This window comes from Priestia megaterium (assembly GCF_023824195.1).
Lineage (GTDB): Bacteria > Bacillota > Bacilli > Bacillales > Bacillaceae_H > Priestia > Priestia megaterium_D.
Genome location: NZ_CP085442.1, coordinates 1,901,493 through 1,923,685 on the forward strand (window position 1 = coordinate 1,901,493; position 22,193 = coordinate 1,923,685).

17 protein-coding genes are annotated in these 22,193 nt (G+C 37.6%); 15 read left to right on the forward strand and 2 right to left on the reverse strand.

The genetic code is table 11. The features are described 5' to 3' along the window. Positions 1 to 993 precede the first annotated feature (993 nt). Positions 994 to 3,600, forward strand: coding sequence for a phosphoenolpyruvate synthase (ppsA, locus tag LIS78_RS09660; protein WP_252285051.1), 2,607 nt, complete (start codon positions 994 to 996; stop codon positions 3,598 to 3,600). 152 nt (positions 3,601 to 3,752) lie between these two features. On the opposite strand, the gene LIS78_RS09665 is transcribed toward ppsA, so the two are convergent. After that, positions 3,753 to 4,499 carry a gamma-glutamyl-gamma-aminobutyrate hydrolase family protein gene (locus LIS78_RS09665; protein ID WP_060747493.1) on the reverse strand — a complete coding sequence of 249 codons (747 nt, stop codon included), beginning with the start codon at positions 4,497 to 4,499 and terminating at the stop codon, positions 3,753 to 3,755. 291 nt (positions 4,500 to 4,790) lie between these two features. Between LIS78_RS09665 and LIS78_RS09670 the strand changes: the two genes are divergently transcribed. The 14 genes from LIS78_RS09670 (at position 4,791) to LIS78_RS09735 (ending at position 21,093) form a co-directional block, all read left to right on the forward strand. Then, entirely contained in the window at positions 4,791 to 6,329 is a 1,539-nt protein-coding gene (locus LIS78_RS09670; RefSeq protein ID WP_195780427.1) for an ABC transporter substrate-binding protein, read from the forward strand. A 59-nt stretch (positions 6,330 to 6,388) separates the two neighbouring features. Continuing rightward, complete coding sequence (locus LIS78_RS09675) at positions 6,389 to 7,342, forward strand: ABC transporter permease (protein WP_252285053.1); 954 nt, start codon at positions 6,389 to 6,391, stop codon at positions 7,340 to 7,342. Between the two features lie 9 nt (positions 7,343 to 7,351). Further along, a complete protein-coding gene (locus LIS78_RS09680) occupies positions 7,352 to 8,260 on the forward strand; it encodes an ABC transporter permease (protein WP_209151724.1) in 909 nt (302 codons plus the stop codon). Next, the gene (locus LIS78_RS09685) at positions 8,257 to 9,255 is read left to right on the forward strand and encodes an ABC transporter ATP-binding protein (protein ID WP_075420261.1); all 999 of its coding nucleotides are present in this window, start codon (positions 8,257 to 8,259) and stop codon (positions 9,253 to 9,255) included. The genes LIS78_RS09680 and LIS78_RS09685 overlap by 4 nt, the downstream gene beginning before the upstream one ends. Next, positions 9,248 to 10,237 carry an ABC transporter ATP-binding protein gene (locus LIS78_RS09690; protein ID WP_195780423.1) on the forward strand — a complete coding sequence of 330 codons (990 nt, stop codon included), beginning with the start codon at positions 9,248 to 9,250 and terminating at the stop codon, positions 10,235 to 10,237. Before LIS78_RS09685 ends, LIS78_RS09690 begins: the two co-directional genes overlap by 8 nt. 232 nt (positions 10,238 to 10,469) lie before the next feature. Then, positions 10,470 to 11,474, forward strand: coding sequence for a hypothetical protein (locus tag LIS78_RS09695; protein WP_209151495.1), 1,005 nt, complete (start codon positions 10,470 to 10,472; stop codon positions 11,472 to 11,474). Between the two features lie 138 nt (positions 11,475 to 11,612). Next, on the forward strand, positions 11,613 to 12,095 hold the full coding sequence (ybaK, locus tag LIS78_RS09700) for a Cys-tRNA(Pro) deacylase (RefSeq protein ID WP_252285331.1): 483 nt from the start codon (positions 11,613 to 11,615) through the stop codon (positions 12,093 to 12,095). 176 nt (positions 12,096 to 12,271) lie between these two features. After that, a complete protein-coding gene (locus LIS78_RS09705; protein ID WP_252285054.1) occupies positions 12,272 to 12,556 on the forward strand; it encodes a DUF5316 family protein in 285 nt (94 codons plus the stop codon). 88 nt (positions 12,557 to 12,644) lie between these two features. After that, entirely contained in the window at positions 12,645 to 13,055 is a 411-nt protein-coding gene (locus LIS78_RS09710) for a GNAT family N-acetyltransferase (RefSeq protein ID WP_252285055.1), read from the forward strand. 524 nt (positions 13,056 to 13,579) lie between these two features. Continuing rightward, a complete protein-coding gene (locus tag LIS78_RS09715) occupies positions 13,580 to 15,643 on the forward strand; it encodes a transporter substrate-binding domain-containing protein (RefSeq protein ID WP_209151497.1) in 2,064 nt (687 codons plus the stop codon). Further along, a complete protein-coding gene (locus LIS78_RS09720) occupies positions 15,615 to 17,027 on the forward strand; it encodes a sigma-54-dependent transcriptional regulator (RefSeq protein ID WP_209151498.1) in 1,413 nt (470 codons plus the stop codon). Before LIS78_RS09715 ends, LIS78_RS09720 begins: the two co-directional genes overlap by 29 nt. A gap of 138 nt (positions 17,028 to 17,165) precedes the next feature. Then, the gene (locus LIS78_RS09725; RefSeq protein WP_209151499.1) at positions 17,166 to 18,185 is read left to right on the forward strand and encodes a TAXI family TRAP transporter solute-binding subunit; all 1,020 of its coding nucleotides are present in this window, start codon (positions 17,166 to 17,168) and stop codon (positions 18,183 to 18,185) included. A gap of 58 nt (positions 18,186 to 18,243) precedes the next feature. Next, positions 18,244 to 19,590, forward strand: a complete 1,347-nt coding sequence (locus tag LIS78_RS09730) for an MFS transporter (protein ID WP_209151500.1) — start codon at positions 18,244 to 18,246, stop codon at positions 19,588 to 19,590. 534 nt (positions 19,591 to 20,124) lie between these two features. Beyond that, the gene (locus LIS78_RS09735; protein ID WP_209151501.1) at positions 20,125 to 21,093 is read left to right on the forward strand and encodes an extracellular catalytic domain type 1 short-chain-length polyhydroxyalkanoate depolymerase; all 969 of its coding nucleotides are present in this window, start codon (positions 20,125 to 20,127) and stop codon (positions 21,091 to 21,093) included. Positions 21,094 to 21,230: 137 nt separating this feature from the next. Here the strand turns inward: LIS78_RS09735 and LIS78_RS09740 are convergent, their stop codons facing one another. Next, complete coding sequence (locus tag LIS78_RS09740; protein ID WP_209151502.1) at positions 21,231 to 21,386, reverse strand: aspartyl-phosphate phosphatase Spo0E family protein; 156 nt, start codon at positions 21,384 to 21,386, stop codon at positions 21,231 to 21,233. Positions 21,387 to 22,193 lie beyond the last annotated feature (807 nt).

Here is a 22,193-nt window from a genome sequence, read left to right on the forward strand (position 1 = left end):
TAATTGTCACCAGTAAACAGAAAATGTTCGATTAAAACACACGTCCTGTTTAAATAAATATGTTGTAAAAAAGCACTCTTGTGAGTGCTTTTTTACTTTGCCTTAAGGAGCAATTCTAAAAAAGATCATTTTTATATACAGGAATTTCGACACTCTCTATGTACAAAAAACTGAAAAAAATTATCTTTGGTAATTTATAATAATAGAGAATTATGTCGAATCCTAAATATTGAAGAGATTACTATATGAGAAGACTACTCCCTTTTATAATTTTTATAATTTATTGCATTCCATGCGTTTATTTATCTATGCGAAAAGATTTTGAGGATGATTCAAAGGTAAACTATATAATCATGGCCATAGTTACAGTAGCACTGTCTTGTATAAGTGGGCTTATTAGAGCGGATTTATCACTTATTTTAGGAAATATATTTTCTTTTAGTACTTCATATTTTATAACGCATTAAGGCTTCCTGATTCTAAATGGGAAAAATATTTTACACCTTTTAATTCTGTCGAACAAATCATACTGATAAGCCTTGGGGGGCTTGTCCTGCAGGTAATTATTTATACACTTGCTAGAAAACGAGCGAAGAGATACATCCGTAACGCTATGATTTCAAAATAGCAAAAAAGAGAGTTAGTCATTTGATGCGCTAGACTCTTCAGGTGACTAGCTGAAAGAAGGGTTAAAAAGAAATTTATTCTGTCTTAGAAAATGTGGTAAAAAGCATTGAAAATTATTCTCTTGGAGTCAAACGAGGCGGGGAGAATAGAAGCGTTATGAAGCGTATACTTACCTGCTTTAAAAAGGATACGAATCAATTAGATAAGTTAGTTATACAACTTTCAAATATGTAACCGCAAACAAAAAGGTGTGTATTTCTCTTCCTACTTTAATTATATCACATAAAAAAACGCCGATATAGACTGTTTATTCTCATTTACTGCTGGTAAAATCAATAAAACATTACCGGTTAGGAGAGATGTAGAATGAACTCTTTAGTTCTTAGCTTTCAAGAAATAGAAGAAACACAGCTTTCACTTGTTGGAGGAAAAGGCTTGAATTTAGGGGCGTTATCAAAAATTCAAGGAATACAAGTACCGGAAGGATTTTGTGTTACAGCGGTTGGGTATCAAAAAGCCCTTGAACAAAATGAAACGTTTCAAGCGTTACTGAACCAGTTAACGATGCTAAAAGCTGATGACCGAGATCAAATTGGTGAAATTAGCGAAAAAATTCGCCAAATCATTCTGGAAATAAAAATTCCTTCTGACGTTGTAAAAGCAGTTATTCATTATCTCTCTCAGTTTGGGGAAGAGCATGCTTATGCAGTTCGTTCAAGTGCGACTGCTGAAGATTTGCCATATGCTTCTTTTGCTGGTCAGCATGACACCTATTTAAACATCAGAGGCAAAGAAGCCATTCTGCAGCACATTAGCAAGTGCTGGGCTTCCCTGTTTACAAATCGCGCGGTAACCTACCGTATTAAAAATGGATTTGACCATAGTCAAGTGCACGTATCGGTTATTGTTCAACGAATGGTTTTTCCGCAGGCTTCAGGTATTTTATTTACCGCTGACCCAGTCACTTCTAACCGAAAGCTGTTATCAATCGATGCGGGATTTGGACTTGGAGAAGCACTAGTGTCTGGTTTGGTATCTGCCGATTGCTATAAAGTAAAAGAAGGAGAAATCGTCGATAAAAAAATAGCAGCTAAAAAGGTAGCTATCTACGGATTAAAAGAAGGCGGAACAGAAACCAAGGAAGTTCATTCTGATCTGCAAAAAACGCAAGCGCTCATTGACCGTCAAATTTTACAGCTAGAACGCGTTGGAAGACAGCTTGAAGCTTATTTTGATTGTCCTCAAGATATTGAATGGTGCTTGGCTGATGATACATTTTATATTGTCCAAAGTCGTCCAATCACTACTTTATATCCAATTCCTGAAGCACATGATCAGGAAAATCGCGTTTATGTATCTGTCGGACACCAACAAATGATGACCGATGCCATGAAACCACTGGGATTGTCTTTCTTTCTATTAACGACTAATGCACCGATGCGTACAGCCGGTGGAAGGCTGTTTGTTGATGTCACCCCTATGCTGGCTTCACCTGACAGCAGAAAAATGATGTTAGGTGCCATGGGACAACATGATCCGCTCATGAAAGACGCACTTACAAGCATAATAGAGCGAGGAGACTTTATAAAACCTTTACCAAATGATCAAAGTTCCGGTAAAAGCAATAAAAGCGTGCCGCCTACGAAGCCTAAGGCGCAAATCGAAAACGACTCGACAATCGTTTCTGACTTGATCAAGAAGAATCAAGCATCAATAGAAGAGCTAAAACAAACCATCCAAACGAAATCAGGGTTGGAATTAGTCGATTTTATTTCAGAAGATATCGGGACATTAAAGAAGATTTTATTTGACCCACAAAGTTCAGCTGTGTTTATGGCCGCTATGGATGCTTCATCATGGATCAATGAAAAAATGGAGACATGGCTAGGTGAAAAAAACGCAGCAGACGCGCTTTCTCAATCTGTACCAAACAATATTACTTCAGAAATGGGTCTGGCGCTATTGGATGTCGCAGATGTGATTCGTCCTTATCCTGAAGTCATCCATTATTTACAGCACGTAAAAGATGATAACTTTTTGGAGAAAGTGGTTGAGTTTGATGGTGGACAGGAAATCCAAGACGCCATCTATGATTATCTCAGCAAATACGGCATGCGGTGTCCCGGAGAAATCGATATTACGAAAACTCGCTGGAGTGAAAAACCATCTGCACTTATCCCTATAATTCTTGGTAATATTAAAAACTTTGAGCCTAATGCCAGTAAACAAAAATTTGAAAAAGGCCTGCATGAAGCCTTGAAAAAAGAGCAAGAGCTATTAAATCGATTAAAGCAATTGCCGGATGGCGAACAAAAAGCAAAAGAAGCAAAAGAAAAGATTGACCTCATTCGAAATTTCATTGGTTATCGTGAATATCCCAAATACGGCATGATTAATCGCTATTTTGTTTATAAACAGGCTCTGCTGAAAGAAGCCACTCAGCTCGTAAAAGACGACCTTATTTATGAAACAGAAGATATATACTATCTGACATTTGAAGAACTTCAAGAAGTCGTACGCACACATAAACTGAATGATCAAATCATCACCAAGCGAAAAGAAGAATACCGATTATACAAAAAGCTAACACCTCCGCGTGTAATCACGTCTCATGGTGAAATTGTTACAGGTGCGTACAAACGAGAAAATCTCCCGTCCCAAGCAATTGTAGGTTTACCGGTTTCTTCAGGAGTGATAGAAGGGCGAGCGCGCGTCATTTTAAACATGGAAAATGCTAATCTATCAGAGGGAGATATATTAGTCACTTCCTTTACTGACCCTAGCTGGACCCCGTTATTTGTAGGGATAAAGGGGCTTGTTACGGAAGTTGGCGGACTGATGACTCATGGAGCAGTCATTGCACGTGAATATGGATTGCCAGCGGTTGTCGGAGTAGAGAATGCTACTCGGCTGATAAAAGAGGGGCAGCGAATTCGCGTACATGGAACGGAAGGGTATATTGAAATATTGTAAAAGCTAAAGATGCTTGCGCTGTTTTTCTTCTTTTTACCTAATTAATAGATGAAAATTTGTCTAGATTCCTATGCGTATCTTCAGTTAATACAAAAAGGCAGGCCATTATAACGGCCTGCCTTTTTGTATTGGTGACGCAGTAGATTGAAACGTCAAATGCTGACTTTTTTTACAGCCGACTGCTGCACATGCTCCATAAACAGTTTAAACAAGTTTAGCATTGAAGTATGTTCTTTTGCCATCATTTCTGGATGCCACTGGACGCCGACTACAAATTGCTCTCCTTGTTTTTCAATGGCTTCAATGACTCCATCTTTTGCCCATGCGGAAACTTCAAAACCTGGCGCTACGTCTTTAATAGCTTGGTGGTGAAATGAATTAATAAGAGCTTGATTACCGTAAAGGTCATGTAGGCGTGTTCCGTCTTTAATCATGATGGAATGAGAAGGGTCGCTTGTATTGTTGTATTGATCATGTTTGATAAATGACTCTTTAATGTCTGACATGTCTTGATAAAGAGTGCCTCCGTAAGCAACGTTTAAAATTTGTAAGCCGCGGCAAATCGCTAATACCGGCTTTCCTTGATCAATCACATGCTTTAACAATAGCTGTTCAGACTGATCTCGTGCTAAAAAAGGTGAGCCTGTTTTAGTTGTCGGTTCTTCTCCGTATAAAAGGGGATTAACGTCTTGTCCACCTGATAAAATCAACCCGTCTATACTTTCTGCCTGCGCTTTAATCATTTCTTCGTCTTTTAGCACTGGCAAGATAAAAGGAACTCCGCCGCTGAGCGCTGTTGATTCGATATAGTCGTTATTCACATACGCTCGCTTATAGCCTGGAAAGCGTCCTCCTTGATCCACAATAATGCTTCCTGATATACCAATTAAAAATCCCACTGTTGTTTTCTCCTTTTTTGTTAAATTACCATTTCTTGAGATGTTTTTTCTTTTTTACTGCTTTGATAAAGTGTTCTCAATCGCTTGCTTTATAAGAAATAAATGGTTCTTTTGTTCAACTATTATACATATATACCATATTTATTTAACAGAAAATGGTATAATAGCCTCTGTATGTTAAAAATACTAATTGCCAAAGGTAGAAGGTAGTGCTACAATTGTTCACATTCCTACTATTCTTCTTATTATAGTCGGATTAAAATTTTATACAAGGAAATAGGAGTGATTTTAGTGAAAAGGACTTATTTACTTTTCATCTCTCTTTTAACCATTGTCCTCATGGTAGCAGGGTGCAGTGGTAACGCAAGTAAAAATACTTCTAGTGAAAAAGAAGGAAAAGAAGGCGGAACGCTAAACGTCGCGTCTCAAAGTGAGCCAGCAACGCTAGATGCTCAAATCACTGGGGACTCAGATGTGAAAGATGCAACGCGCAGTATCTATGAAGGGTTAATGATTTTAGACGACAAAGGAAATCCTAAGCCTGACTTAGCGTCTAAAGTAGATATTAGCGATGATAAAAAAACATACACGTTCCATTTAAGAAAAGGGGTTAAATTCCATAACGGTAAAGAAATGACTGCAGATGACGTTGTCGCTTCTATTAACCGCTGGATTAAGCTATCATCCCTTGGGAAAACAAACTTCTCTGGTGCTGAAATGACAAAAACCAATGCTGATACGGTGGAGCTTCATTTACCATCACCAAATGTTAACACGCTATCTTTATTAGCTGATCCAATCCCCGCAGCAGCTATTTTACCAAAAGAAGTGGTTGACAATGCATCTGATGAAGGGATCAAAGACTACATAGGAACAGGTCCATATAAAGTAAAAGAATGGAAGAAAAATCAATATCTTTTATTAGAGAAATTTAAAGATTATTCTTCGAAAGGCCGCGAAGTTAAGAAAACTCCTCACGTCGATGAAATTAAGATTAGTTTCGTAAGCGATGAGTCAACTAGGATTTCTGGTATTACAACCGGACAATTTGACGTTGCGCTATCTGTATCAAGCGATAATGCCAAACAAGTTGAAGGCAGTCAAAATGCAAAAGTAGAAACATCACCAGGCGGATTTATGGGACTTTTCTACAACGCAGATAAAGGCGTCTTTAAAGACATCAATGCACGAAAAGCAGTTAACGCAGCTCTTAACTCAAAAGATATTTTAGATAGTTCTTACGGAAGCTCAGATTATTACAAGCTTTCTTCATCCATTGTGAACAAAGAGTATCCAAATTACTACAGTACAGCTGGAAAAGAAGAATATAACCAGCATGATAAGAAAAAAGCAAAAGAATATTTGAAGAAATCTGGTTATAACGGGGAAGAAATTCGCTTAATGGCGTCTCGTGATTATCAAGATCAATACAATACAGCGGTTGTGGTTCAACAAGAATTAAAAGACATTGGTATGAATGTAAAGCTAGAAGTATACGACTGGGCGACATTCAGCGATAAAATGAGCGATACAAACCAATGGGACATTTATCCTGTTGACTGGAATGCTCGTTCTACCATTTTCCAAGGATTCTGGACTACAAAAGGTACATCAGTTGAAAAATCAATGGACTACTTAAACAAAATTAAAGCTGCTCCTTCTGTTAAAGAAGCTCGCGGTGACATTGATGCAATTCAGCAATACGTATGGGACGAGCTTCCGTTTACGCTTATTGGTCATAAAGTGAACATCAATGCCGTTTCTAACAATGCAAAAGGCTATGAGTATAATTTAGGTCCAATTTTCTACAATATGAGTTTAACAAAATAATATCTTATTATTCTAATAAACAGAGGGCTTATGCTCTCTGTTTTAGAAAGGAGTTTACGATGGGAGCTTATACACTTAAGAGACTTTTTGCACTAATTCCTGTTTTATTCATTGTATCTATTGTTGTGTTCTTAATTACGCGCTTAACGCCTGGGAGTCCCGCAGCAATCATTTTAGGACAAGGCGCAAGTCCGGAACAAATTGCAGCACTGAGCAAAGAAATGGGATTGGATGAGCCTGTGGTAAATCAATACTTTATCTGGCTATCTAACATGTTTCACGGAGATTTTGGCTATTCCTACTTTTTAAATAAACCTGTGCTCGGGGCAATTTGGGATAATGTAGGTCCTACGGTTTCTCTAGCTATACTCGCGCAAATTTTTGGCGTGGCGTTTGCTTTACTATTTGGTATATATGCAGCTAAACATAAAGGAACGATTCGTGATGAAAGCATTATGGGAGCCAGCCTTTTAGGTATTTCCATTCCTAGCTTTCTTCTCGGTTCATTCCTTATTTTGCTTTTTGCGGTACAGCTTCGAATTTTTCCTGTTTCAGGATACGTTCCGTTAAATACTGGATTATTTGAGTATTTAAAGTACTTAGTTTTACCAATGATTACGCTTGGAGCGATTCAAGCTGCATTAATTACGCGTATGACGCGTTCATCTTTGCTCGATACCATTTCTGAGAACTTTGTTAAAACAGCAAAAGCAAAAGGATTAAATGAACGCACAATTATGCTTAAGCATACGCTGCGCGTGAGTTTTTTACCGATTTTAACAGTTATCGGAGAATCATTTGCGGGGCTTGTGACCGGAGCGGCGGTAACAGAATCATTATTTAACATCCCGGGGTTAGGTCAGCTGATTGTTTCATCAATTGAACGCCGTGATTACGCGCTTATTCAAGGAGCCGTACTTTTAATTACGGTTGCTTATGTGGTCATCAATTTAGTTGTTGATTTGCTGTATGCAGTGATCGATCCGCGTGTACGCAATTCTTATCATGATTAAAGGAGGGTGATGAATGTGAACGCACAACAAAATACAGAGACCATTTCAGTAATTGCAAAGAAAAAAAGAAACCCAGCGGTAGCGCGCTTTTTCTCAAATCGTTTGCTAGTAAGAGGAGCTATACTTATTTTATTATCTATTTTGATTGCTGTTTTTGCTCCGCTCATTTCTCCTTTTGGCAGCTTACAAATCGACCCTGCAAATCGATTAGCACCGCCGTCAAGCACGCACTGGTTTGGAACGGATAACTTTGGACGAGATGTATTTAGTAGGACAATGTACGGCGTCAGAATATCGTTAATGATTGGAGCCGCAGTAACGATTATTGCTACTGTACTTGGTTTAATCGTTGGACTTTTATCTTCTTATTATAAAATTCTTGATTATATTTTAATGAGAATTTGTGACGGCTTGTTTGCTTTTCCATCTATTTTACTAGCAATTGCCATTATGTCTGCTTTAGGACCTAAAACAAGCAACGTTATTATCGCACTGAGCCTTGTATTTATTCCTTCGATTGCGAGAATTGTTCGTTCAGCTGCGCTTGTTGTAAAAGAAAAAACGTTTATTGAAGCGCTAAAAGCTCAAGGAGCAAGCTCACTTCGAATCATTTGTTTTCATATGGCGCCAAACGTCTTATCGCCTTTAATCGTTCAAGTAACATACGTGTTTGCCGTGACGATTTTAACAGAGGCTTCGCTAAGCTTTTTAGGAGCCGGAATTCCTGCGCCGACACCAAGCTTAGGAAATATGCTGTATGACGGAAAGCTTGCGATTTACAACGCGTGGTGGATGACCGTGTTTCCGGGTGTATTCATCATTTTAATTGTACTTGGCCTTAATTTATTTGGTGACGGTCTGCGCGACTGGTTAAATCCGAAAAACGTAATGCTGAAGAAAAGGAGGAAAAAACGTTGAGTAACGCCCTTTTAAAATTAGAAGACTTACAAGTAACTTTTACAACGTATAGCGGAGAAGTAACGGCTGTTGACAATGTATCTCTTCAATTAAATAAAGGAGAAGTATTAGGCATTGTCGGTGAATCCGGATCAGGAAAAAGCGTAACGTCCGAATCTATTCTTCAGCTATTAGATGAAGACTTAACAAGCTACGATGGCAAGATTTTGTTTGAAGGAAAAAACTTATTAGACATGTCTTCAAAGCAAATTCAGAAGCTAAGAGGAAACGAAATCTCAATGATTTTCCAAGATCCAATGTCGTCATTAAATCCCGTTATGCCAATTGGAAAACAAATTGCTGAAGTGATTCGTCTGCATCAGAAAGTCTCTAAAAAAGAAGCGCAAAAGAAAGTCGTAGAGCTTTTGAGACTAACTGGCATTCCGTCTCCAGAACAGCGAGCAAAAGAGTATCCGCATGAAATTTCCGGTGGGATGAGGCAGCGCATTATGATTGCGATGGCTTTAGCCTGTGAGCCAAAGCTTCTTATTGCCGATGAGCCAACAACGGCTTTAGACGTAACCATTCAAGCGCAAATCCTTGACCTCATGATGGATTTAAAAGATAAGCTCAACATGGGCGTGCTTTTCATCACCCATGATTTAGGCGTTGTAGCTAATATTTGTACAAAAGTAGCCGTGATGTATTTAGGACAAGTGATGGAAGAAACGGACGTTAAAACGCTGTTTTCAAAGCCGCTTCATCCTTATACAATGGGCCTAATTAAGTCGGTTCCTCACTTAGATGGCGACAGAACACAAGAGCTTTCGTCCATTCCCGGAACGGTTCCGCCGCTTTCAAACGTGCCAGACGGCTGTCGTTTTGCACCAAGATGCCCATTTGCAACGGAAAAATGCCATAAAGAAGTACCTGTTTTAGAGCATGCCGATGATACACATCGCGTTCGATGCTGGCACTATGAAAAAATTCAAGAAGGAGAGGTTGCGTATGTCTAGTGAAGCAAAGCAGCAAAGCGTGAAGCCCTTGCTTGAAGTTCGCAACCTGCAAAAATATTATCCGGTTCGTTCTGCCTTAGGAAAAGCGAAAGGCCAAATCAAAGCAGTTCAAGATTTATCCTTTGATATTTATGAAGGCGAAACGTACGGATTAGTAGGTGAATCTGGCTGCGGGAAAAGTACAGCGGGGCGCACGCTTTTAAAATTAGTAGAACCAACGGGCGGAGAAGCACAGTTTAATGGAGAAAGTATTTTCGAATCTAAAGCATCACGCTTACGAACAATTCGTAAAGATTTACAAATGATTTTCCAAGATCCGCATACTTCTCTTAATCCAAGGAAAAAAATTGGTGCTTCCATCCAAGAAACATTAACAATTCATAATGCAGGCGCAAAAAGCGAACGAAAGCAACTTGTCATTGAGTTATTAAAAAAGCTTGGATTTAACGAAGAAGATTACAACCGCTATCCGCACGAATTTTCAGGCGGTCAGCGCCAGCGCATAGGCATTGCGCGTTCATTGATTTTAAACCCCAAGCTTATCATTTGTGATGAGCCGGTTTCAGCACTGGACGTATCCATTCAAGCACAAATCTTAAACTTACTGCGCAGTTTGCAAAGAGAAATGAAGCTTTCATATCTTTTTATCTCCCACGATTTAAGCGTCGTAAGACATATTGCAGACCGCGTTGGTGTGATGTATTTAGGAAGATTAGTAGAAGAAGGGCCAACAGATGAGATTTTTTCAAATCCTCGTCATCCTTACACAAAACTTCTTTTATCATCTGTCCCGGCAATTCACGAACATGAAAAACGCGAAAAAATTGAGGTTAAAGGTGAAATTCCTTCTCCTCTTAATCCACCTTCAGGCTGTGCGTTTCATAAAAGATGCCCGTTCGCATTTGACCGCTGCATGAAAGAAACACCTGAAGATAAAGTGATTGACAGCAAGCATAAAGTAAAATGTCATCTTTATAATTAAGATGACAAGCTGTAGCGATATAGAAAACAAACGTATTGATGCAGCAGAACAATCGAATATATAGAAATGAAAAAAGTCACTAGTGCCTCTAGTGGCTTTTTTGTGTGAAAACAGCGGGTTTAAAGGGTGGACAAAAGTCATTATTTAACATAATAGATTCATTTTTATGTAAAAAAACGAATATTTTAATGATAATATAGTTCTATAAATATACATAAAAAGGGGTTTTTAGATGAAAAAGGAAACTTTTGTTTTGGGGATTTCGTTACTGTTATGTGTAGGCAGCTTAACCGGGTGTGGCTTTTTAGATGAAAAGGAAACTGCTACAAGCAGTCAAGCAATTGAGGAGAGCGCAACAAAGAAAAATGTAGAAACAACAGGAGAAAGTAACCAAGCAATCAAGAAGAAAGAGCCTCAAGACAATGCTACGAAAGAGTCAGATAAAGAAACAAATAAAGTCGCAGAAAAAGAGAAAGACTCCTCAAAGCAAGGGAATAAACAGGAAGAAAATTCTACGAAAGTAGCAGATAAAACTGAACAAGCACCTAGTCGAGTTGACTGGGGTAGCACATGGAGCAGAAATATTGATACTGATCCTGCTGGAATAGATATTACTAATCTAAAAGGCGACACGTTTAAGTTTAAATTAAACGCGAATCATTTTGATAACCCAGAAGATGTTAGTTCGGGGATTGCGAGCGCAGGGGACGTGGAAGGAACAGCGAAGATTGAAGGAAATGTCGCTACTCAAATAACGGATGATATAGAAAGCGGTTGTATGATTACGATGACTAACCATACGAGTTATATCCAAGTTAAAGAGATTTCTAATTGTTCAAGAGCTGGAGGGATAGGCGTTTACTACGAAGGTACATATCAAAAAGGTGATATAGCGTCACAAGAAGAGAGAACGGATGACAATACGACTTCAGAGGATGCCGAAGAAGGTAAGCAAGACCAAGAAAAGAGCGAAGAATCAACCACAGAAGAAATTCCATCAGGAAAATCACAAAATCTGTTGACACACGAAGAGGCAGAACAGCGTGTAAAAGAATTTCTGAGTTTATCAATGGATAATATGTATTATGTATATGATGGGGATACTCCGGAAGGGAACTATTCAATACGTGTCTATCAATACCAAGAAGCAACAGCCGATTCTACTGAGCATGAGGCTTATTATGGATTCTATTCAGTAGATCCAAGGTCGGGGGAAGTTAAAGATTATTCGCAGTAACTCGTAGATGAAAACTAATGGTAAAAGAGAACAACGGTTGTATCACAATAAAAGATATGACTAATCCTTGCTAAGCTACCTATCCTAATATATGGAGATATGAAAACAAAACGTGTTATGATGGTAGCGGTGATAATTATGGGTAAAAAAGCAGATAAAACGAATGTAATGCGAATTTTAGATCAGAAAAAAATTGAGTACAACTATTATTCTTATGACACTAAAAATCTGAGTGGGGTACAGGTAGCTATTTCGCTTGGAGAAGACCTTTCTAAAGTATTTAAGACACTGGTGACCGTGGGGAAATCAAAAGAACATTATGTCTTCATGGTGCCGGTTGAAAAGGAGCTTGATTTAAAGAAAGCGGCAAAAGCGGCTGGTGAAAAGTCCTTAGAAATGATTCCTCAAAGAGAGCTGTTACCTCTTACAGGATATGTTCACGGCGGGTGTTCTCCTATCGGAATGAAAAAGCAGTTTACAACCTTCATTGACTCTACCGCAGAAGATTGTGAAACGATTTATTTTTCCGGTGGGCGTGTAGGTCACCAGATACAGTTACCACTAAGTGACCTATCAAAAGTAATGCGTATACGTTCGGCAGACATCACAAAAGATAATTGAAATTTAGCGGCCTTGAGCGAAACGCTTTTAGACATAAGCGTTTCGCTTTTTTAGTTGCTTTAATTACTGCCTTTTTACTTGTTGGGATAACAAAAACAAAAGTAAAAATATAGAAAAAATGATATTATATTGTTAATATGTGAAAAATTTATAAAAAGGCTAGGAGGAAGACAAAAATGATTAAATCAATTATTGGCGGGTTCATTTTATCTTTTATTCTTTTAGTAGCATGTACAATAGCTAACGTAAACTCAGAAACAGTACTTTTCACAGCTTTCATTATATTAGCGGGGCTAGCTCTTATCATATCTGGAGCAGCTGTAAGCGGTGATCGAATGAGAGCTAATCTAGCCACAGAATCAAAAACAGACAAGAAGTGGAGAATTACAAATTCAATAAACCTTATGTTAGCTGCCACTCCAGTTCTAGCCGTGCTTCTTCTTATTCATTACTTCGTGTAGTTTATTCTTTGTCATGTGAGGGCAAGCCACAAAGGCCCTAAGAAATAAACTAATTATTCATAAGATAATGAGGAAAGGCGGTGCCAGGATGAAAGAAATCACTTCAACTGTGGTGAATCCGGCAATAAAAAAACTCTTATCTTATGCAACTTTAGAAGAGAAGGTTAATGAGGAGTATAAAAAATACACTTGTTTGCCAAGTCGGAAATTGTATAGTATTGAAGCCAATGGAGAGACAGTTAGCTGTATGGGAGTTGAATTTCTTAATTCCAAAGAAGCTGTTATAAAACATATAGGTGTTTTACCAAGAGAAAGAGTTAAGGGAATAGGAAGCAGTATGATTAGCTTTTTTTGTAAAAAACATGATATACACTCTATTTTTGCTGAGACAGATAAAGAGGCAGTTAACTTCTATTCTAAGTTTGGTTTCCAAATAACAAGCTTAGGTGAAAAATATCTTGGAATGGAACGCTTTTTGTGTGAATTTAAAGTTAAATGAAATAGATCAAGATCGGTGTATGGCAAAATCAAGTAGAGTAAACACAAACGAATAGGTGTTTACTGCATACTACGGTGATTATAAAGAAAATGGAGGTATAAATATGGAATTTTTAACGGCAGTCGCAGTAACGATTTCAATTTTGTCTTTAGCTTGGATTGCAGGACAAAGAGAGCAGCAGGATGACCAATAACGAAAGCAAATAAAAGGCAGTTAAAATATGATATAATAAGTTTAGCAGCCCCTTATATTTATAGAGTTAAAATTACGTTACATACAACTTAACATCAAAGAAGCTAAAGGCGGAGCGTAAAAGAATATTAATCACCGGACAAATATGTTTTGTTTGCGATAATAAAAAGCCTCTAGAAAGAGGCTTTTCTTTATAAAAATGATTGACAGAATATTTCAATATCATTTTGTTTTAGTTCTTAAAATTTGAATACTTTATGCAATACATAATAATAAAAGAAATTTTTCATCTACTTAACGAAAGGTTTTTAAAAAGGAGACAGCTATATCTTATGCATGTTACACTCCGTCCACTTTGTTTTATTTTATCTATTATCTTACTTCTAGCTTATCTTCCGCCTTCTGTAAAAGCCGAAACTGTACCCGGTGAAAAAGCCAATCACGCAGACGAAAAAAAAATATACCGCATTGCTGGAGAAAAGCATCTTGCGCCTTTTTCTTACGTGAATGATGAAGGAGTGTTTACTGGTTTTAGTATTGATATGCTCAATCAAATAGCGAAAGAAGAAAATGTGAAATTCACATATATTCCAATGGACCTTTATCAAGCAACAAAAGCACTGCAAGAAGGCAAAATTGATGCCATTATGGGCTTGGAGTATTCAGCTAACCAAAATCAAGTGTTTAAATTTTCCGATCCATATTTTACGATGGCAGATGCCGTAGTTATCCCGAACTCCTTGAAATCTTCGGTTACATCTTTAACTGATTTACGAGGTAAAACAGTTGCCATGCGAGAAGACAAAATTTCCTTTGAGCTGCTGATGAATGTAAGAAACATAGAGTTTCAGATGGCTTTGAATCCAGAAAATGCGCTCAATCTCCTGTTTTTAAATCGGGCCGATGCGTTTTTTTCAAACAAATGGACTGCGGAGTTTTATCTTGAGAAATCAAAGAAAAAGGGACAGTACACTATACTCGATAATGTAGGGATACCTTCAGAGTTTGCAGTTGCAACCCGGCCTGAAAATACAAAACTTTTATCGGTCATTAACCGTTCGATTTCACATATGCAAGCGGATGGAACATATCAAGAATTATATAGAAAATGGTTTGTTTCTTCTTCAGAAGAACGCTTAAAAGAATTGCGTAATTGGATTATCGTGCTTCTTGTTATAGTTGTATTAACACTAGGTAGTTTATTTATCATATATCTTTGGAACAAGCGATTAAAAAAAGAAGTGAAAAAGCGTACATCCGCGCTTGCTGATGCGAATCAAAAGCTGCAGGTTCAGCAAAAAGCAATTTCACAGGCTCATGCATTTCAGACACAAGTTATTAACCATATGTATTATGGAATTCTTACATTTGATCAATCGCTAAATCTTACAACTATCAATCAACGGGCAAAAGAAATTCTTCTTATAAAGGATGAAACATTTCAATCTAGTCATATTCATAAACATCCGCTTATCCAGCAAATTTTTAAAACGTATAAAACGATAAAGCAATCGCAAATGGCATTGCCATTTACAAAAGAAATTCAGCATAAACAAAATGGAGAAATCTATTTTGTATTGTATCGAGTGATTCCACTTTATGAAGATACAAATAAAATGAACGGTTATTTACTTACACTAGCCGATCGTTCTGAAGAAAGATTGCTTGAGAAGAAGTTAGCTACTCAAGAGAAAATGCGTGCTCTAGGTCAGCTCGTAGCAGGCGTAGCGCATGAAATTCGCAATCCGCTTACATCCGTAAAAACATTTATTGATTTGCTGCCAAATAAATATGAAAATCCAGAGTTTCGAAAAGAGCTGTCTAAGCATGTTCCAGAAGCACTAAGAAGAATGAATCGTATTGTTGAAAGTTTAGTAGATTATGCCCGGCCTAAATACCCTCAGAAAGCAGCTTTTGATGTAGAAACGTTTATAAACTCTGTAGCGGTTATTATTAGTCCTACGTTAAAAAAGAAAGCGGTTCACTTATCCCTTGATATCGAATCAGGTATGCAGCTTTACAGTGATCCTGATCAAATCAAACAAATTATGCTAAATCTTATGTTAAATGCGCTGGACGCGATGGAAAACAGTCCTCGCAAGCAGCTCTCTATCAGAGCTGTAACAGAAAATGGGTTAGGTTTTATTGATGTTAGTGATACAGGAAAAGGCATAGATGAAAAAGACGTACCGCATATTATGGAACCTTTCTATACAACAAAAAAGCAGGGAGTAGGCCTTGGTTTATCGCTATGCTATCAATGGATAGAAGAGAATAACGGAGAAATTACGATGCAAACAAAACAAGGAAATGGTACCACATTTACAATTATCTTGCCTGTTACGAAAGAAAAAGGAGGACATTCATATGAAACCGACCGTTCTCATACTCGATGACGAACCTGCTATTGGTTCATCTCTTCGTTTCGCTCTAGAAACGAACTATGAAGTGACCAATCTTACAGAAGTACCGGAAGCTTATCAATTTTTACGCAGTCAGCCTGTGCATGTTGTTTTGTTGGATTGGCGCCTGGGCGAATACAATGGGCTTGAAGTGCTGAGTGAAATTAAAGATATTCAGCCTCAAACATCCATTATTATGATGACAGCTTATGGCACGATTGAATCTTCTATAGAAGCTATTAAGAGAGGAGCTTATCATTACATTACGAAGCCTCTTGATATTGAAGAGCTTCATATCTTAATCGAAAAAACGCTTGAACACCAGGAACTTCATGATAAAGTTCGTGAACTAAGTGAAACGATTGAGAAAATAAAAGGCTACGATCAAATGATTGGTGAAAGTGCAGCCATGAAACAAGTTTTTTCGATTATTAATAGAGTAAAAGACATTGATTCGAACGTACTTATATTTGGGGAAAGCGGCACTGGAAAAGAACTAGTAGCGCGAGGGATTCACCGGCAGGGAAAGAGAGCAAACGGACCATTTATTTCTGTTAACTGTGCGGCTATTCCAGAGACTTTACTCGAAAGTGAACTTTTTGGTTTTGTAAAAGGTGCTTTTACAGGAGCTACTCGCAATCAAAGCGGGAAAGTAGCCGCAGCTGATGGAGGAACTCTTTTTTTAGATGAAATTGGTGAAATGCCTCCGTCCTTGCAAGCAAAAATGCTTCGATTTTTACAAGAAAAAGAAATAACACCTCTTGGCTCATCGGAAACAAGAAAAGTAGATGTTCGTATTGTGAGTGCCACTAATAAAGAATTAAATCGTATGGTAAAGGAAAATGGCTTTCGCGAAGATTTATATTTCCGCTTAAATGTCATTCCTATCACACTACCGCCATTACGTGAACGAAAGGAAGATATAGCGCTTCTTATTCCATACTTTTTGCAGAAATACTCAGAAGAAATGGAGAAACCGCTTTGTGTGCTTTCTTCAGGTGCATATAAAAAGCTTTTAACGTATGATTACCCCGGAAATATAAGACAGCTAGGAAACATTCTTGAATATGCCGTTGCTATGACCAAAGATGGAACGATTATGGAAAAAGATTTACCTATAACTGTTCAACACGAACAAGAGACTTCTTTGTCACGCTATGAGAATGAGAACTTCACTGAAGAAACAAAATTAATTAATATTCCAATTAACTACACGATGAAAGAAGCAGAACAGCTAATCATCGAGTCAGTCCTTGAAGAGTGTGGAGGCAACCGCAGAAAAACAGCTCAGGCACTGGGTATCAGTGAACGAAGTATCCGTAACAAACTTCATCTTTATCGCACAATTCAACAAAAGGAGGCAAAAAATGCCGAGTAGGAACATATTTCCGTTTCTACCCGGCATTTTTTGCCGGGTTCTTGTTAGTTTCTCTGCCATTTAAGTGATTTTTTGTTGGCACGAAACTTGCAGTATATTATTGTAAGCGCCCACATTAAAGAAAATAGAGGTGAATAAATGAAAAGATATATAGCGGCGGCGCTCGTTTTCTGTTTGATATTTATCATTGCGGTCTTAAATAGAGATCTACTAACTATTCATCATGAAAAAGAAAACAGCACTAACTCTAACATAAAAACTAGTGAAAAGGTTGATGACAAACCACTTACAATTTTGACCGGAGGCCCTACAGGTGTTTACTTTCAGTTAGGCAATGCTCTAGCCAGAATTTATGGAGAAAAACTAGGAATCCAAGCCAGTGTACAAACAACGGAAGCTTCTGTAGAAAATATTAGTAAAATTGCACACAAAAAAGCCGAGCTTGGTTTTTCTATGGCAGATATGCTGGCAAGTTCTCAGGGAAAAGAAGAAGCCATAATTGATAAGAAAGATTTATCCAATGTAAGAGCAGTGGCTTCTTTATATCCAAACTATATGCAAATTGTAGCTCTTAAGTCGGCTAAAATCCATACGCTTCAAGACTTAAAAGGAAAAAACGTGGTGGTAGGAGCGCTTGGCAGCGGTACAGAGGTATTGGCTATGCGAATTCTAAATGAAATGGACATCAATACTCAAGATTTTCATGCACGGTTCTTACCTTTTTCTGAAGGAATTGAAGGAATTAAAAATGGGACCGCAGATGCAGCTTTTCTTTCTTCTGGATATCCTAACTCGGGAATTACAGAGTTAGCTTCAACGAACGAAATTGAACTGATTTCAGTACCCGAAGAAGTGACAGAAAAACTAAAAAAATCATATCCGCCGCTAGGAGTTGGGGTCATCCCGGCTGATACGTATAAGGATATCAACACAGAAACAAAAACAGTTATGGTCAATAACCTTTTGATTACCAATAAAGATATGCCTCAAAAAAAAGTATATGAACTGACAAAAGCTTTGTTTGAGAACGCAGAAGAACTTGAGCAAACAAATAGCTCTGCTGAAAAAATAACGTTAGCAAAAGCGGCAGAACAACTTCCTTTACCGTTGCACTCAGGTGCCAAAAAGTACTACAAAGAAAAAGGCATTATAAAATAAGCTAAATCTCTACCAAAATAGTATAGAAGATACTAATCAAAGAAAAGAGGGATCACTCATGGCTCATACCAGTGAAGCTGCAAACAACAGGCGTATTACGAGTAATATTTTCAAAGGATCTGTTGGGAACTTAATTGAATGGTACGATTGGTACGTTTACTCTGCTTTTGCCGTCTATTTTTCATCGCAATTCTTCCCGGAAGGTGACCCAACAAGTCAGCTGCTTAACACAGCGGCAATCTTTGCTGTCGGTTTCTTAATGCGTCCAATCGGAAGTTTATTAATGGGGCGCTATGCGGATCGATATGGTCGTCGGGCTGCGCTTACCTTATCTATTACCATTATGGCGAGCGGTTCTTTTATTATCGCTTGTACTCCTAGCTATGGCACGATAGGGTTATTATCTCCTATTATTCTAGTACTAGCGCGTTTACTGCAAGGAATCTCCTTAGGAGGAGAATACGGAACTTCTGCAACTTACCTTTCTGAAATGGCAAGCAGCGGGCGAAGAGGATTTTATTCAAGCTTTCAGTATGTGACGCTTGTTGCTGGTCAGCTGGTGGCATTAGGTGTTCAAATTATTCTGCAAAACGTTCTTAGTGAAGCAGATATGATTTCATGGGGCTGGCGTATTCCTTTTGTTATTGGAGCAATCGGCGCGCTAAGCGTTTTATGGTTGCGCCGTACAATGGATGAGTCAGAACAATTTTCTAAAATGGACTCTGAAAGCCGTGAAAATGCAGGGACTATTAAAGCACTTATGAAGCATCCTAAAGCAGTGTTAACCGTTATTGGCTTAACATTAGGAGGAACGGTCGCTTTTTATACGTATACAACGTATTTGCAAAAATTTATGGTAAACAGTGTAGGGCTGGATAAAGGAGTTGTAAGCTGGATTAACTTCTGTGCGCTGCTTGTATTTGTTGTCATTCAGCCAATAGCAGGTATGCTATCGGATAAAATTGGACGCAGACCTCTGTTAATGAGCTTTGGTATTTTAGGAACATTACTGACAGTACCGCTGTTTCTTTTTATGAAACAAGCTCACAACCCAGTCATGGCTTTTTTATTAATGACAATTGGACTTATCATTGTAACAGGTTATACATCGATTAACGCTATTGTAAAAGCTGAGCTTTTCCCAACAGAAATTCGAGCTCTTGGTGTTGGGTTACCGTACGGACTTACAGTTGCCATATTTGGAGGTACTGCAGAATTTATTGCCCTATGGCTGAAAAGTATCGGCCATGAATCACTTTTCTTTTTCTATGTAGCAGGATGTATCGCCATCAGCTTTGTTGTTTATTGGCGTATGGGAGAATCCTCTAAAGATTCATACATAGAGTCTGAGCTGAAGACAGATGACAAAGACGACAGCATCCCGCCAAATAATATCAGTTTTTAATTTTGTTTAAACAAATAAGCGTTTGATAACATAAAAAAGGACTGGCTTTTTATAGCCAGTCCTTTTTTATTCTCTTAAAAGACACTTATTTTGTAGTTGGTTCAGAATATGGAAAGATAGGTTCTTTTAAGCTAAACTCACGCGTGCCTTCTTCGATAAGACCCACTGCTTTATCGCTATAGTAAAGAGCTAATAGAAACTCAGCCATTTCTTTTGACGTATGGTACTTAGAAACTTTCCCCTTTTATCACAAATTTATCCTACCCATTAGTTTAGTAGCAGGATACATTCGAAATTACGTTCATTATCCTTTGTCTACTATTCCACGCGTATACTTGTATTAAACATACTAAATCACTTAAAGTTGTTATCCAGCGCAGAGCGTAACTTACTCTATGAATTTGTACCACTAAAGAGTGAAGAGGAAAATGATGGAAGGCATATAAGAAAGATGAGATACATAATAAAAGGATTATTTTGTGATATAACGAAATAAAGAGTATATATATCAGAAATAGAGAGAGGGTAAACTCCGTGAATACTTTATATTCCTTTTTTACGAATCCAGTTTTAACTGCTTCTACGTTTTTAATAGAATTACAGAGCGTGTTCTTTCAACCTATTTGGAAAGAGTATAATTATGATGATTATTTTACCTACAAGGTGTATATTCCAAGTACATATACTGGGTTAAGTAAAGTACCATTAATCGTTATGCTTCATGGATGTCAACAAGATGCAGATGATTTTGCTGCGGGTACGGAGATGAATAAGCTAGCGGAAGAAAAAGGGTTTATTGTTCTCTACCCTCAAATGAATTACTTTGCTAATTCCAACGGGTGCTGGAATTGGTTTTATGAGTATAACCAGTTTCGCGGTAATGGAGAACCAGACATAATAAAAGATATGATTGATCACATAACCGCTAAATATGCAATTGATTCTGCTAATATATACCTTGCTGGCATGTCAGCGGGAGGCTTTATGGCAAATGTGATGGCTATTGCTTATCCTGATGTATTTAAAGCGGTAGGCATTCATTCAGCAGGCAGTAATGCGTATGCTGTAGACCTCATCACAGCTGGAGAAGTCATGCTATATGGATCTCTAAATCCTGAACTTGACGGTGATGAAGCTTATAAAAAAATGGGACCTTATGCACGGCCTGTTCCCATCATTACGTTTCATGGTCAATCAGATACAACAGTCACTCCAATTAATGCGTCTACATTAATCCAGCAGTGGATTTATACATATAAGAATTTCGGTATAAACCTACATGAAAATGCTGTTTTTTATACGTCACAAGACAACGGAAATCATTATAGCTACATAATGTCTGACTACGTAGATGCAGAAAATAAAATCTGGATGAAAAAAATTATGGTAGAGGATATGGGGCATGCATGGTCAGGAGGAAATGACAATGGATCAGATACTGATTCAAAAGGTCCTAATGCTTCAAAAATGATGTGGGATTTTTTTGAAGCACAGAATGATTAAATAGAGTATGAACGAGCGATCAAGATGTACTACTAAATAACATCAGCCTTCATTTTTTTTTGAAACAAATAATTGTCTGCCAACAGCAAAAAAGGATCTTATCGAAAGATCCTTTTTCTGTTATCCACCAGCATTTCTTAACAAGTAGCTTCAAACCGATTTAACAATACATCTAGATCCTGACTGATTTTAATCGTATTACTACTTGTAAACCCTTCTTCTAGGGCAATCATCATCATCATTTTTCGTATAAATTCTATCTTTATCAGCAGTAGTCTACATTTGGAACACATTAAGTTTCCTCCACTTGCCACGTCATTTTAAAAGCTTAAATTATTGAATTATTTATGTAAAAATGGTTCCAATCTAAAAATAGAACCTAAAAAATATAGTAACAAATAGATAGTGTCGAAGTCTGTCGTATTTTGAATTCGGATGTTTTCATTTAAAAAGAATTAGCTCTTAAACGTTTTGCTGGAAGCTGTGCTCTGTCTTAATCATGATTGTTCCACCGGTTGTAAATAACTCACAGAGCAACAGAGCTTATCCTGTTTTTTGGATATAGGCATAATCCGATTACATTTAGGCATGTTAACATAAGAAAGGAGAATTTACTGATATGCCCAATGTCATCAGAATTCTTCAATTGTTTCTTCCGTGGATTTCCCTTGTTTTTATGCCGAAAAAATCAATTAGAACCTATTTTCCCGCTTTTCTTTTTGCCTCATCTTTAGTAATTGGAATGTGCTCATTAGCTATTCCTTACAAGTGGTGGAGTGTAAAAGGAGGGTGGAAAGGGAAAATTCTAAACGATAGCAGTTTTATTTTTGGCCCCTTTTTGATAGGGACACTGTGGATCTTTCATTTTACGTTTGGCAGCTTTAAGAGATTTTTTTTCGTTAATTTACTTATGGATTCACTATTTGCTTTTCCGCTAAGTTACTTGTATCAAAAATTGGACTTATTTAAGTTAGTTAACTTTAAGCCAAAACATATCTTTTTTTCGTTTATTAGTTTCTGCTTAACTATTTATGGCTATCAGGCACTGACAAATAAAGATAAATGATAGGTGAGGGCCGTTTCTAACCGCTATAGACTTT